The organism is Pedobacter nyackensis (assembly GCF_032678475.1).
Lineage (GTDB): Bacteria > Bacteroidota > Bacteroidia > Sphingobacteriales > Sphingobacteriaceae > Pedobacter > Pedobacter nyackensis_A.
This window is the reverse complement of the sequence record NZ_JAVTSF010000001.1, coordinates 1,557,452-1,571,119: the sequence shown is the minus strand read 5'-3', so window position 1 is coordinate 1,571,119 and position 13,668 is coordinate 1,557,452. Positions and strand designations below refer to the sequence as shown.

Here is a 13,668-nt window from a genome sequence, read left to right as displayed (position 1 = left end):
ATATATGGAAGAGGAAGTTGTTGAAGAGATCGTTACGCTGATAGAAGAGGATAACGACGCTCAATTAAAAGTTTACCTGGATGATCTTAACATTTCGGATGTTGAGCACCTGATAGATGAACTTCCCCAGTATGCAGTAAAGTTTATTGACACTTTATCTATAAAAAGGGCTGTCAATGTTTTCAGAATCCTTGACTTTCCAACCCAGGAAAGGATCATTAAAAAACTTCCCGGAAATAAACTGGCAGAACTCATTAACTTGCTGCCACCGGATGACCGTACTTCTCTGTTTAGCGAGCTGAAAGGTGACGCTGTAAAAAAACTGATCATTCTGCTGCCTGCAAAAGATAGGATAGAGGCACTTTCCTTATTGGGCTATGAAGAGGATAGTGTTGGGCGTTTAATGACTCCTGACTATGTTGCTGTTAAAAAGGACTGGACAGTTAACCGTGTATTGTCGCACATCAGACGTTATGGGAAAAACTCGGAAACCATTGATGTAATCTATGTAATTGATAAGGACGGCATATTGCTGGACGACATCAGGATCAGAGAGGTGTTACTCGCAGATCCTGAGGCTAAAATTGGAACATTAACCGATCACAGGTTAATTTCATTAAAGGTAAGCGATCCACAGGAGGAAGCCATTAATGTGTTTAGGATGAACAATAGGGTGGCTTTACCAGTTGTGGACGATAACAACGTATTGCTGGGTATTGTAACGGTAGATGATATTTTATGGATTGCCAATGAAGAGTATACTGAGGATATCCATAAAATAGGGGGGACCCAGGCGCTCGACGAACCTTACCTGGACGTTCCCGTATTTCAATTGTATAAAAAAAGGGTAGTTTGGTTAATTGTACTTTTCTTTGGAGAGTTGCTCACCATTTTTGCTATGTCGAATTTCGAGCGACAAATAGAAAAGGTAGTTATTTTAGCGACCTTCATTCCATTAATTATATCAAGTGGGGGTAATAGCGGCTCGCAAGCTGCGACATTGATTATTCAGGCAATGGCACTTGGAGAGATTACCATTAAAGACTGGTGGCGGGTTATGCGAAGGGAAATATTTTCGGGTATTTTTCTGGGTGCAACTTTATGCCTCCTTAGCTTTTCCGTGATCATCTGCTGGCAATTAATTTCAGGATCATTGGCTGAGCCTGTGTTAATCGGCCTGGTGGTTGGCTGTTCCTTGGTTGGTGTAGTTTTGTGGGGAACTTTAATGGGCTCTATGCTACCTTTATTGTTAAAGAAACTAGGGGCTGACCCTGCTGTTTCCTCTACACCATTCGTAGCTACTCTGGTTGATGTAACCGGCCTGATCATTTACTTCTCGATGGCATTGTTGTTTTTACGGGGAGTGCTACTTTAAACCCACAACTGATTAAAAGATGAGTTTCAGGTGGGTCTTATTGACTTTACCTCGTACAGAGTCGTAGCAGAGTCGCTACAGAGTCGTACCAAAGTCGCATAATTTATTATTTACGACTAATTTTTGGGTTCTATATGGGGGTAGTTATATTGTTTAAAAAAAACGTCCCCTGTTTTTACTCAGGAGACGCTATCTTTTTGTTGAGCAATAAATATTGCTAATTATTGAACATCCTTAAGTTCAATAGTAAAGTCAAGTACCGAATTTGCTGGTATTCCCGGCTGTCCGTTATTACCATAACCAAATTCCGAAGGAATAAAAAGTCTGATTTTACCACCTTTTTGGATGTATGGAATTCCAATTTGCCAGCCTGCAATTAAACCACCTAATCCAAATGTTCTTGGCGTACCTGCACTACTGTCAAAGTTTTGTGAGCCACCTAATACTTTACCTGAGTAATCTACAGTAACCTGAGTATTTCCAGTAAATGTAGTGTTCCCTGAACCAGCAGTGATAATCTGATAAAATACGCCATATTTATCCTTTTTAACATCTGGTATGTTGTTGGCAGTAACATATTTTCTAATTGCAGTAGTATCTGCAGAAAATTGGGCCTTTGTATCAAAACTGTCTCTTTTACAAGCTGTTAAACCCGCTGCAACAGCTACAAGAAGTACTAAATATTTAATCTGTTTCATTAATTTTATTTTTAAAAACCTAAACAATTCTATCATTAATTGCATTTAAAATGCTGCTCGAAGCCTTCTGAAATGATCTGTTCCCTGTTTTGAGCAGAAAATAATGCGTTCTCAGAGAAGACCGAGGAATTTTTGACATTCTTCATGGCAAAAAGTTCCAGTCTTCGAAGAGTAATGCTTTATTTTCCCTGATTAAACGTTAAACCTGAAGTGCATGATGTCGCCATCCTCTACAACGTAAGTTTTTCCTTCAACGCCTAACTTACCTGCATCTTTACAGGCATTCTCAGAGCCTAAGGTTACAAAGTCTTGATATTTGATAACCTCTGCACGGATAAATCCCTTTTCGAAATCGGTATGGATAACACCAGCTGCCTGAGGCGCTGTAAAGCCTTTGGTAATTGTCCAGGCTCTTACTTCTTGTACACCAGCAGTAAAGTAAGTATACAAATCCAGTAAACGATAAGCAGCAACAATAAGTTTATTTACGCCCGACTCAGTTAAGCCAAGATCAGCTAAAAACTCCTGACGTTCTTCATAGCTTTCCAGCTCAGCAATTTCAGATTCGATTTTCGCAGAAATAACCAGTACTTCAGCACTCTCATCTTTTACTGCTTCTTTAACGCGGTCAACATAAGCGTTTCCATCAATTACAGAACCTTCATCCACGTTACACACGTACATTACTGGTTTTTGTGTTAACAGGCCCAGGTCTTGTATATATTCAAAATCTTCCGCAGATACTGCCGCTGAACGAACAGATTTACCACTTTCAAGATGCGATTTAATAATACTTAATATATCGAAAGTTCTCTTGGCATCCTTATCGGTTTTAGCCATTTTCTCTACTTTCTGTATGCGTTTGGTAACTGTATCCAAGTCTTTCAACTGTAGTTCAGTATCAATGATCTCTTTATCGCGGATTGGGTCAACAGATCCATCTACGTGGATCACATTTCCATCATCAAAACAACGCAATACGTGAATGATAGCATTTGTTGCTCTAATGTTACCTAAAAACTGGTTTCCTAAACCTTCGCCTTTTGAAGCTCCTTTTACAAGACCTGCAATATCTACGATTTCGATAGTGTTCGGAACGATACGGTTTGGCTTAACCAGCTCAGCTAATTTTGTCAAACGTTCGTCCGGTACGGTAATTACACCTATATTGGGTTCGATAGTGCAGAAAGGAAAGTTAGCCGCCTGGGCTTTTGCGTTAGATAAACAGTTAAATAATGTAGATTTTCCAACATTTGGTAAACCAACTATACCACATTGTAATGCCATGAATGATTTTTTTCTTGATTTGGCGCAAAGGTATCAATTTTTTAAAAATATTTTTTATGTTTAGGGGTACTTACATTATTGAATAATAATTAACAACTATGGAAAATTTTGAAGAAGCGGAATCAACAGAGCAGGAGCAAGAGCAGCTGATTGTAACCGAAGAGATCAGAAGTTATATTTATGAAACCGCAAAGTGGACAAAATTTCTTTCCATTGTAGGGCTTGTATTTGCAGTCTTCCTGGCTTTAATGGCTTTTAGTGCAAATGCAATTATTGATGCTCTTGTAGTTGCAACACCAAACAATCCTTTGGCCCAGATGGGGACAGCTTTTTTAACCATTTACTTTTTAAGTATCTCGTTAATGCTGTTCTACCCAAGTTTTATGCTGTTTAAGTATTCCAATGCAGCTACTACTGCCGTACTATATGCTGATCAGGAGAACTTTACAGTAGCCATGAAAAAGATGAAGTCCGTATTTAAGTTTTGGGGCATCATCGCTATCATTGTACTGTCGCTATACATACTGAGCATCTTGCTGGCAATTGTAGCTAAAATTGGTGGGGCATAGCTGTTTCTATAGTATGTTTAAACGTTTTGATCTCCTTTTTAAGTAAGCTTTCAAAGTAAGGATTTAAGAGTTTAGCCAGTCCTAGTCCTATGCCGCCAGCGGGGGGATGATAAGAAAGAACAATTTTTAACAATGTTTCCCGGGGATCTGGTGTTTGTGCGAACTCAACACGACCAACGTGATGAAGTAGTGTGCCCGGTGTAGAACGCCAACCGATTAGACGGCCGGGTTCATCTTTTATAATTTCAGCATGCCAGTCTACGGGAAACAGGTTACCCATTACATTTGATTTCCATCGGGAAAGGTTTTCGTCAACCATTTCCACATTTAAAAGATGTTTTATACTTGCCGGCAGGTTATTTAAATTACGCCAGTAAGTATATACTTCGTTTGCCGGCCTGGCAATAATAAATTCACCTCTTATGTTTATTGCATGTGGCTTACTTGCATCTATACCTAATTGTTCGTAAAATAGACAGCGACCGGTAAATGCACGGTACGCGAGGTAGCCACCATATAAAAATGAAGCGCTAAAGGGCCGTTTAATTCCACGGCTTATCAATATGCCGCTCAAAAACATAGATACCATACGTTCATTTAGTCCTATATTCTCATAATGTTGCTTTTCAATTGAAAATTTGCCCGAACGTAGTTTTAGGTTAGTTAGATGTGTGCTCATTCTATTTTGGTTGATTAACTAATGTGCGCTGAAAGGGGGGGCTGACTTAATTCTTATCTGGTATGTGCATTTATCGCTTTCCCAATGCGCTGAATCATGGCGTCGTCCAGATCGCCCCAAATCTGTTCCCAGCTTCCGTCTTTTTCCTGCCTGATTTGCGTGATGTTTTTGCCGGACTGACTACATTTAAAATATTCAGCTCCGTCTGTGGTTTCTTCTGGTTTTACCTTGAGTGTTTTTTTTGATCCATTTAAATCAACGCTGATTTCAAACTCTTCCTGATGTACTTCTGATTGTCCCATTGTGTTTGTATTAAGGTTATTAAATACTAACAGATGCCTCAGATATTAACACTTTAGCGGAAATTATGTTTTATTTATTTAATTTGCAGGCCTAACCAGAACCAAATAACTATTTCTATGGAGTATGATAAAAAATATCCAGATGTTTACAAAGGGTATTTCGATTACAGAGAACCTTTTACTGAAAATCTGGAGGATATTTACCTGAGACCTGTAGTAATTCCTATCTATCATATTGATGAACTGTTTAATGATCAGGCAATAAATGATATTTATAGATTACAAGAAATTAGCAACAAACCTGATTTTAAAGATGAGTGTGAAATACTGGAAGCTCAGCTGAGGGAGCGGGATATGCACATTTTTAAGTATTTTCATTTTATTGCTGCGCAAAGACATGTTTTGTATGAACTGAAGACAAAATATCGTGATTTTTACGAGTTGGAGCATACGCTAAAACAATTCGAAGTTATAGGCTATGATGTGGGTAAGGCCCGGGAAACGGATCTTATAAAAAGAAAGAAATCACTACTTGAATTTCAGGCAGGCTTGTGTTGTCAGCAGTTTGCTTAAAAATCGACAGAAAACTTACTATGTTTGTTTGTACTGATCTTTAACCAAAAGAGTTGAGACTGCGGCGAGGATCATAAAGCCGCCAGCGGTTATCAAGGCGTAAATCGCATGCCCGTTAAACAGGTATTTTACCATATATCCACCAATAAATCCATTGACCAATTGCGGGAGTGTAATGAAGAAATTAAAAAGCCCCATATATATGCCCATTTTATGTGATGGGATGGAATTGGATAAGATGGCATACGGTGTGGTTAGGATACTGCCCCATGCAAGGCCAACAGCAATCATCGGGTAGATCAGCAAATCAACATCATGGATGTAATAAATGGAAAGCAGACCAATGCCGGCAGCAGATAATGAGATGATGTGCGTATTGTTTTTCCCGATTAATCTGAATAATGAAGGAAGAAAAGCTGCGTATACGGCAGATACCACATTGTATATTCCAAAAAGAATTCCTGTCCAGTTACCCGCGTCGGCATAGCTGTCAGATGAAGTATCGCTGGGAGAAAGATTATAAATATGTTGCGCGATGGCCGGAGTAGTGAATACCCACATGGAGAACAGGGCAAACCACGAAAAGAACTGTACAATACCTAACCTGATCATGACTTTAGGCATGTTGCCAAAATCCGTAAGTATATCCATCAGACCCTTTTTCGGCGCTTCCTTATGATTTTCACCCTCAAAGGCCCGGTGTTGTTCCGGTGTATATTCCCTGGTGGTAAATACAGTCCACAATAACGTACCTAATAATACTAAAGCCCCGGCATAGAAGGAATAAACCACATTGTCCGGCACTTTTCCCTGGGCTGCGGTTTTTGAAATACCTCCGTATTCTGCCAATACATAAGGAAGAAAAGAACCTATAATGGCCCCGGCACCAATGAGAAAGGTCTGAACGGAAAAACCCACACTACGTTGATTCGTAGGCAGATTGTCTGCCACCAATGCTCTGAAAGGTTCCATTGCGACATTAAACGATGCATCCATTAGCATCAGCATCCCTGCGCCAATAAGTAAAGGAGGCAGGAACATGGTGAACCATGCCGCATTGGGCATTAAGGCGAGCGACACAGCGGCAATGATAGCGCCTACCAGGAAATAAGGTCTCCTGCGTCCCAACCTTGTCCAGGTATGGTCGCTATAATAACCAATGATAGGCTGGATCAGCATGCCACTTATTGGTGCGGCCAGCCAGAACAAAGACAAATGCTCTACATCAGCGCCAAAAGTTTGTAGTATTCTGGATGCATTTCCAGTTTGCAAAGCAAATCCGAACTGTATACCCAGAAAGCCAAAGCTCATATTAAAAATCTGTAAAAAGGATAGCTGTGGCTTAGTGATGCGTTGCTGTATAGTGTTCATGCGTCGGCTTTGGGATATGATTTGGTTAGTTTAACAGGGATGGTATAATTATCAGAGGTTATCGGCAAAAAATAGTAACGACCGGGCGACATGTTTTTGCCAGTAGGGCCATTCATGTCGCCCTTCAAACTCCTCATACTGGTGGTTAATTTTATGACCTTTCAAGGCATCATGCAAATCACGGTTGTAGCGGGTAAGAAGATCTTGATCGCCGCAGTCGAACCGGAGCGGAGGTAAGTTGCTTTTGTTATTTAGAATAGTCGCCAGTACGCTTTCTGCTGTGGAATCGGTTTGCCTATATGCTGAAATATCAGTTCCTGTAAATAAACTCATTTGTTCAAGGGCCGTTATAGAAGAGTGTGCGGATACAGCTTTGAAAATCTGGTTGTATTTTACACCGATTTTTAAGGCACCAAAACCGCCCATAGATAATCCGGAGATGAAAAAGGCCGACTGATCGGATACCTGGGGCAGTGTTTCCTTAAGTGCCTGCGGTACATCTTTACTGATCCATTGTTCAAAGTTTTGATCATGATGCGGAAGGTAAGCGGATCCGTCGCCCCACAAGCCATCAGAAGGCATGGCAATGACCATATTTGGTAAAGTTCCGTTACGGATCATCTCTATAGCTTGTAAATGTACACCACCACTGTATGCCCAGCTCCAGGCACTTCCATAAACCCCATGTAGCAAAATAACTACCGGTAAATCAGATAGCTCGTCTGTACCGGGGGGAACAAATACACATATGTCGGCGCGGCCGGCCAGACTAGCTGTACCTACGGTCATGAACCGGAGATGATCTTTTTCAAAAGCAGGATTTGATATTTCTATAGTCCTGAACGCAGATGTTTTTTCCATAATTTAGTTAAATACAATTACACCTTTGGCGTTTTTCCCCGCAAGCATATCATCAAATGCCTGTTTCAAATCCTGAATAGCATAGGTATTGGTAATCATTTCTTCCAGTTGGAGTAGCTGCTTATCGTAAAGCTCAACGATTGCCGGAAAATCAACTTTTGGTCTGCATTTGCCATATAGGGGGTTGATATAAACCTTGTCCCATTCAAATAAGTTCATGTCAAAAGTGATTTCCTGTTCAATACCGCTTACCTGTACAGCTGTACCGGCATTTCTAATCATGGCTAATGGAGCAGCCCCCAGATCAGCGATAGCTGTACATTCAAATGCATAGTCCGCACCTCGTCCGTTTGTCATCGTTTTTACCTGTTTGGCGGCATTTAGTAAACCTTTGTCTGCCTTATCTGCTAAAATAGTAGCTGTAGCACCAAAGGATAAAGCCATTTCCAGTCTTTGGGGATTAATGTCGATGGCAATGATTTTTACCGCACCAGAAAGTCTTGCGGCCTGGATTACACTAAGGCCAACTCCTCCGGTACCCAGAACCACTACACTTGTTCCGGGCTTTACTTTTGCTGCATTCACAACAGAACCATAACCAGTCATGATGCCACAGCTGATGATACTGGCCGCAGGAAAAGACATAGTTTCCGAAGGATTTAAAATGGCAGCCGAAGCTTTTACTAAAGTATATTCGGAAATCGTTCCCAGGTTAAAAGATCTTTCGATGGCTTTATCTGCTATAACTGTACCTGAACTATGGGCATGACCACCATTAGGGCCGTGCATCCCTCCGGTAACAGGTGAGTTGTTCTCGCAGATGTGCTGATTACCCTCAGTACATTGAAAACAATGTTCACATGGCATGGCCCAGTTAAGAATTACCTTATCGCCCGTTTTAAATGCGGTAACTGCTGAGCCTGTTTTTTCGACAATACCGGCGCCTTCATGACCGATTACCATTTGCTTTCCCCAGTTTAAGGAATCAAAGTCGGTATGACAAAGGCCTGCTGCCAGTATCTTTACCCTGATTTCATCTGGTCCCGGGTCTCCGACCTGTATTTCTCCGATATAAAAATCGCCATTTCCATTGGTGATAGCTGCTTTACAAGTTATAGACATTGTATAGATATAATGATATAAATAGAATTAGTTTTGAGGTTTGCCAAAAAGAAAAGTCAGTGGAATATCGAGTCTTTTAGACCAGGCCATCTCGTTATGTTTGTCATCCGGGAAGTACATGTATTTCAATTTGATCAGCTTGTTTTTCGATAATATTTTATTCATTTCCTCATTGGCAGGTAAAAAATCTTTATCTAAATCCAGTCCGCCACAATCAAGATATAATCTGCTGCCGTTCAGGTTACTGGTTTGTCTGGCTGCTTTCGCCAGTATGTTCCCGTCATCAAAGTAAAAGCCACTGGATAAACATGCTGCTTTAGAAAATACTTCAGGATATTGCCAGACCATATAAAAGGAGATTAGTCCTCCCATAGAAGATCCTATGGCAGCTGTATTAGCTTTGTCCTTCAGCGTTCTGAAATTTTTGTCAACAAAAGGCTTTAATTCCGTCGCAATAAACCTGATGTAATTCATTCCTTCCGGTGTACCGGAATATTCTACCCAGCGGTCTTTGGTATTGGCAATGCCTACAATAATAAATTCATCGGTTTTACCATTTCGCATTAAACTGTCCGCGACCTCGTCCATACGCCATTCGCCTCCCGAACCATTGGTATGGTCAAAAATATTCTGGCCATCATGGGCATACAATACCGGGTATCTTTTACCAGGCTGTTTAAAATAAGAAGGAGGTAGCCATACCACTACATTACGTGTGTTTTTTAAAAGCGGACTGCTAAAATTATGATAATACCTTACTGTCCCTTTAATACTGCGCTGATAGGTGTCGTTCCAGTTGCTTGGGCGGAGTGTAACAACGGTATCCTTTGTTAACGTTAAACTGATAGCAGTTGGAATTTGTCCGCTGTTGTTGTATAATGCCTCTTTGTAGTAAGACCCGCGCGTGATTTTAAAATTCACTTTTGTGTTTTGTGGTAAGTTGTTTTCCTGGATCCAGGTACTATCGTTAATTTTATGCATTTTCTGACTGCGCGGATAAATCCAATTTCCCCATTGAGGCTGATCGCCGATCACCAATAAGGTGTCCGTCATTTTAAAAGGCTCAATAACTTTGATGGTTAGTTTAACAGATTGTGCCAGTAAACGATCAGCATAACAATTTATGCCCACCAGCAATGCGATAGTTAAAAGAGGGATCTTGCTCATTCGTACAGTATTTATATTCCTATCCGTTTTTCGAAGAGGTTGGTTGATTTCAAAATAAAGGTTAATAACTTACAGATACAATGCACAAGTTGGCTTAAAAATGGAGTATATTATCTTATTTGTTGCGAAAGATGTATATTGGTGTTAAAAAACAACAATGATTAGAGCCACGCCAGAAATTGTACAACCAGCCAGTGAACAGTCTTTCCTGGTCCGCGCTTTTGGAGATGAGGCCTTTAGGGCGCCTTATCATTTTCATGCTGAATTTGAACTGACGCTGATTTTAAAGGGTAAGGGTAAACGTTACATAGGGAACCATATGGCCGATTTTAAAGCAGGCGACATGGTGCTTGTTGGTCCTAATCTGCCCCACTGCTGGAAACTCGTACCTGAAAAACAGCCTGATGCGAAAGCAATTGTTATACAATTTACGGCAGATTTTATCGGGGAGCTTTTTTTTGAAAAGCCTGAAAATGCGCCTATAAAATCTATGTTCCAAAAGGCTGGTAATGGAATATGGTTTGATAATGACAGTTTTGAGGAGGTATACGCCGATATCAAAGCCATGCAGCAACAGGATAATTTTCATATGCTGATTGGTTTTTTAAAAATACTTTACAGGCTTACCCAGTCTTCCAAACTGGCCTTGTTAGATAAGGAACCCGACGTAGCCCGTTTAAGTCTTGTTGAACAAAAAAGAATTAATCCCGTGCTGGCTTACCTGGTAGATAATTTCAGAAAGCAGGTATCTTTAAATGAAGCTGCGGCATTAACCAATATGACGACTAACGCATTCTGTAAGTACTTTAAGAAAATTACACGTAAAACGTTTATGGAAATGGTTATACAGTATCGGCTCAACTATGCCACCCAGCAACTTATTGAGACTGATAAACCTGTTTCAGATATCGCTTTTAACAGTGGTTTTACTGATGTTTCCCATTTCTATAAAGTCTTTAAATCTAAAATGGGATTAAGCCCGTTAAGCTATCGCAAAAAGTTCATGGTAGGCTACGATACCAAAGCTTAGTTCTAATCTCGAATTGGTATATTTATCAGTATTATTTTTAATTTAAACATATTTGGATAAAATACACCATTTTTCAAGTAATTTGTTCATTTTTTTTCCCTCCATATTGGCTTTACTTTGGATTAACCAATTTAAAGATTATGAACACTGAAAGTATGCAACTACCCGAGCTTAATGGTTTAAAAACAATATCCCAGGATAAAATTGAGGAATTTAAAGAAAAGGGACACACCCTGATTGAAAACGTAATTAGCAGTGAAGAAGCTGATGTTTATCAAAAAGTAATCAGTAAAGCTGCAGCTAAGTACAACGAGGAGAAAAGGAAGCTTGAAGATCGTGATACTTATGGAAAGGCATTTTTACAGATCATGAATTTATGGCGCGGTGACGAGGCTGTAAAGAAATTTGTATTGGCTAAACGCTTCGCTAAAATAGCTGCTGATTTGTTAGGAGTAGATAATGTCCGTCTTTATCACGATCAGGCATTGTTTAAAGAACCAGGTGGTGGCCCTACACCATGGCATCAGGATCAAAACTACTGGCCATTAGATTCGAATAACACGATTACTATGTGGATGCCATTGGTTGATATACCAAATCCAGAAATGGGTATGCTTACTTTTGCTTCAGGATCACATAAGAACGACAATGTTTTTGATTTTATCATATCTGATGAATCGGAAAATGCGTTTGAAGACCATGTAAAGGAAAAAGGATTTGAAATTTCCAGAGCTAACAGTATGAAAGCTGGTGATGCGACCTGGCATCGTGGTTACACCATTCATAATGCACCGGGCAACAGTTCTGATAAAATGCGCGAGGTGATGACTATTATTTATTTTGCCGATGGGGCCAGGGTAACCGAACCACAACATAAATGGCAGGAAAATGACCGTCAGCAATGGCTAATGGGGAAAGCACCTGGAAGTCTTGCTGATTCTGAGCTGAATCCATTGCTGTTGTAACCAACAGCAATGCAGCTACCTCTAAAAAACAGTACCCCCCTTTAATATTACAGCACTAACCAAATTATTTATGAACGGAATTACACACAAAATTGTGGGTTTACTCATTGCTTCTCTCTTTGCAATGAATGGTCTGGCACAGAAAAAAGCATCTGACGCAGAGGTAATGTATCATGTTTTTCAACGCAGTTTTTACGATGCAAATGGTGATCAGCATGGCGATTTAAAAGGATTAAGACAAAAGCTCGGCTATTTGCAGGATTTAGGGGTGACCTCTATTTTGATGACTCCATTGTATGAGTCTGTTTACTATCACAATTACTATTCCAGCGATTTTGATAAAATAGATCCCAGATACGGAACAATGAAAGACTACATCGATTTGGTAAAGGATATTCATCGCAGGGGAATGAAAATTTATATGGACATGGAAACTCAGTATGTAACGGAGGACCACCCATGGTACAAAGAATCGTTAAATAACCCTGCCTCAAAATATTCGGAGTATATCCTGTATGATGATAAGGAGCAGAACAAACCTTCATCTATCGTGTATGACATTACAGAATTGAAGGGGTACGACGGGACAGTGCGTAAAATTACCACTGTCAATTTGAACAGTAAAGCTGTTCATGATTACAATTATAAGCTATTTAAGTTCTGGCTTGATCCGAACGGCGACGGCAAGTTTGATGATGGGGTAGATGGCTATCGGTTAGATCATATGATGGATGATCTGGATAATAAAAAGCGATTAAGTAATCTGTTCAGCACATTCTGGGTACCACTAATTAATAAATTAAAAGAGGTAAATCCTAAATTAACCATCATGGCCGAGCAGGCCAACTGGGGCTCGTATGGGATTGACTATCTTGAAAAAGCTGCTGTTGACCGTGTTTTTGCATTCCGTATTCAGCAAGCCATTCCTACTTTCAGCAAGGAAAAAATTGCCGCCTTTGCCGATACCACGTTTTCCAGAACACCGGAAAATAAGCAGCAAATTGTATTTATAGAAAATCATGATATCGCGAGATTTGGAACAGTGGTTAAACAAAATCCAGGAAAGGAACGCGTAGGCGCTGCACTGAACTTATTGATAGGAGGAATCCCATCTATTTATTATGGGCAGGAAATAGGCATGCTTGGTGACACCTGGTTCGGTAAATATGGTGGCATTACCGATGCCAATGAGATCCCATCCCGTGAAGCTTTTGAGTGGTACAAGCAGGCTGAAGGTAAAGGGATGACTTTCTGGTATAAAAATAGTGGCCCATGGTGGGATACGAGTACTGTAAAAAGTAATGACGGTATTTCTTATGAAGAGCAGAAAGCTAACCCCTTGTCGCTATGGAACTTTTATAAGAACCTGATTGCAGTTAGAAAAAAACAACCGGCATTAGCTGCTGGTAGCTATCACACCTTAAAAAATAATAACCCTAAGATATACACCTTTAGTCGAGTCTCAGGTCGGCAAAAAGTAGTTGTAGCAGTAAACCTTTCCGATCAGGAACAGGAATTTACCATCGACGGTGCAGGAGCTGAACAAGCACTTAAGTTGTTCGGTCAGTCGGTTGGAAATGTAAAAAACGGAGCTATTGAATCCAAATTAGGTGCTTACGGCGTACAGGTTTGGCGTACGGATAAGTAAGACAATCAAAAAGAAATTTTA

The 13,668-nt window shown here is 40.2% G+C and carries 14 protein-coding genes; 6 read left to right on the top strand and 8 right to left on the bottom strand.

The annotated features are described in order from the left end of the window. The first annotated feature begins 4 nt into the window (after positions 1-4). Positions 5-1,375 (top strand): magnesium transporter, encoded by a 1,371-nt coding sequence (gene mgtE, locus R2Q84_RS06340; protein ID WP_316815690.1) that lies wholly within the window; start codon positions 5-7, stop codon positions 1,373-1,375. Between the two features lie 221 nt (positions 1,376-1,596). On the opposite strand, the gene R2Q84_RS06335 is transcribed toward mgtE, so the two are convergent. Both R2Q84_RS06335 and ychF read right to left on the bottom strand, forming a co-directional pair. Further along, positions 1,597-2,073 (bottom strand): FKBP-type peptidyl-prolyl cis-trans isomerase, encoded by a 477-nt coding sequence (locus R2Q84_RS06335; RefSeq protein WP_316815689.1) that lies wholly within the window; start codon positions 2,071-2,073, stop codon positions 1,597-1,599. Positions 2,074-2,265: 192 nt separating this feature from the next. Further along, positions 2,266-3,360, bottom strand: a complete 1,095-nt coding sequence (gene ychF, locus R2Q84_RS06330) for a redox-regulated ATPase YchF (RefSeq protein WP_316815688.1) — start codon at positions 3,358-3,360, stop codon at positions 2,266-2,268. A 98-nt stretch (positions 3,361-3,458) separates the two neighbouring features. On the opposite strand from ychF, the gene R2Q84_RS06325 reads away from it, so the two are divergent. Next, a complete protein-coding gene (locus R2Q84_RS06325; protein WP_316815687.1) occupies positions 3,459-3,929 on the top strand; it encodes a hypothetical protein in 471 nt (156 codons plus the stop codon). Here the strand turns inward: R2Q84_RS06325 and R2Q84_RS06320 are convergent. Both R2Q84_RS06320 and R2Q84_RS06315 read right to left on the bottom strand, forming a co-directional pair. Further along, positions 3,910-4,608 (bottom strand): SRPBCC family protein, encoded by a 699-nt coding sequence (locus R2Q84_RS06320; protein ID WP_316815686.1) that lies wholly within the window; start codon positions 4,606-4,608, stop codon positions 3,910-3,912. The two genes, R2Q84_RS06325 and R2Q84_RS06320, sit on opposite strands and share 20 nt — an antisense overlap. Before the next feature lie 53 nt (positions 4,609-4,661). Further along, complete coding sequence (locus R2Q84_RS06315; protein WP_316815685.1) at positions 4,662-4,910, bottom strand: hypothetical protein; 249 nt, start codon at positions 4,908-4,910, stop codon at positions 4,662-4,664. Between the two features lie 117 nt (positions 4,911-5,027). On the opposite strand from R2Q84_RS06315, the gene R2Q84_RS06310 reads away from it, so the two are divergent. Continuing rightward, on the top strand, positions 5,028-5,483 hold the full coding sequence (locus R2Q84_RS06310) for a hypothetical protein (protein WP_316815684.1): 456 nt from the start codon (positions 5,028-5,030) through the stop codon (positions 5,481-5,483). Positions 5,484-5,501: 18 nt separating this feature from the next. On the opposite strand, the gene R2Q84_RS06305 is transcribed toward R2Q84_RS06310, so the two are convergent. Genes R2Q84_RS06305 through R2Q84_RS06290 form a run of 4 tightly spaced genes read right to left on the bottom strand, consistent with a single transcriptional unit; the run spans position 5,502 to position 10,004 of the window. Beyond that, on the bottom strand, positions 5,502-6,854 hold the full coding sequence (locus R2Q84_RS06305; RefSeq protein WP_316815683.1) for an MFS transporter: 1,353 nt from the start codon (positions 6,852-6,854) through the stop codon (positions 5,502-5,504). A gap of 51 nt (positions 6,855-6,905) precedes the next feature. Further along, the gene (locus R2Q84_RS06300; RefSeq protein WP_316815682.1) at positions 6,906-7,715 is read right to left on the bottom strand and encodes an alpha/beta hydrolase; all 810 of its coding nucleotides are present in this window, start codon (positions 7,713-7,715) and stop codon (positions 6,906-6,908) included. A 3-nt stretch (positions 7,716-7,718) separates the two neighbouring features. Further along, positions 7,719-8,837 (bottom strand): zinc-binding dehydrogenase, encoded by a 1,119-nt coding sequence (locus R2Q84_RS06295; protein WP_316815681.1) that lies wholly within the window; start codon positions 8,835-8,837, stop codon positions 7,719-7,721. Between the two features lie 27 nt (positions 8,838-8,864). Continuing rightward, positions 8,865-10,004 carry an alpha/beta hydrolase-fold protein gene (locus R2Q84_RS06290; RefSeq protein WP_316815680.1) on the bottom strand — a complete coding sequence of 380 codons (1,140 nt, stop codon included), beginning with the start codon at positions 10,002-10,004 and terminating at the stop codon, positions 8,865-8,867. A 157-nt stretch (positions 10,005-10,161) separates the two neighbouring features. Here R2Q84_RS06290 and R2Q84_RS06285 point away from each other — a divergent pair, with 157 nt between their 5' ends. From R2Q84_RS06285 to R2Q84_RS06275, 3 genes are all read left to right on the top strand, one after another. After that, entirely contained in the window at positions 10,162-11,034 is an 873-nt protein-coding gene (locus tag R2Q84_RS06285; protein ID WP_316815679.1) for an AraC family transcriptional regulator, read from the top strand. Positions 11,035-11,174: 140 nt separating this feature from the next. Then, positions 11,175-11,999: a phytanoyl-CoA dioxygenase family protein gene (locus R2Q84_RS06280; protein WP_316815678.1), complete on the top strand. Its 825-nt coding sequence runs from the start codon at positions 11,175-11,177 to the stop codon at positions 11,997-11,999. 70 nt (positions 12,000-12,069) lie between these two features. Continuing rightward, positions 12,070-13,647: an alpha-amylase family glycosyl hydrolase gene (locus tag R2Q84_RS06275; protein WP_316815677.1), complete on the top strand. Its 1,578-nt coding sequence runs from the start codon at positions 12,070-12,072 to the stop codon at positions 13,645-13,647. Positions 13,648-13,668 lie beyond the last annotated feature (21 nt).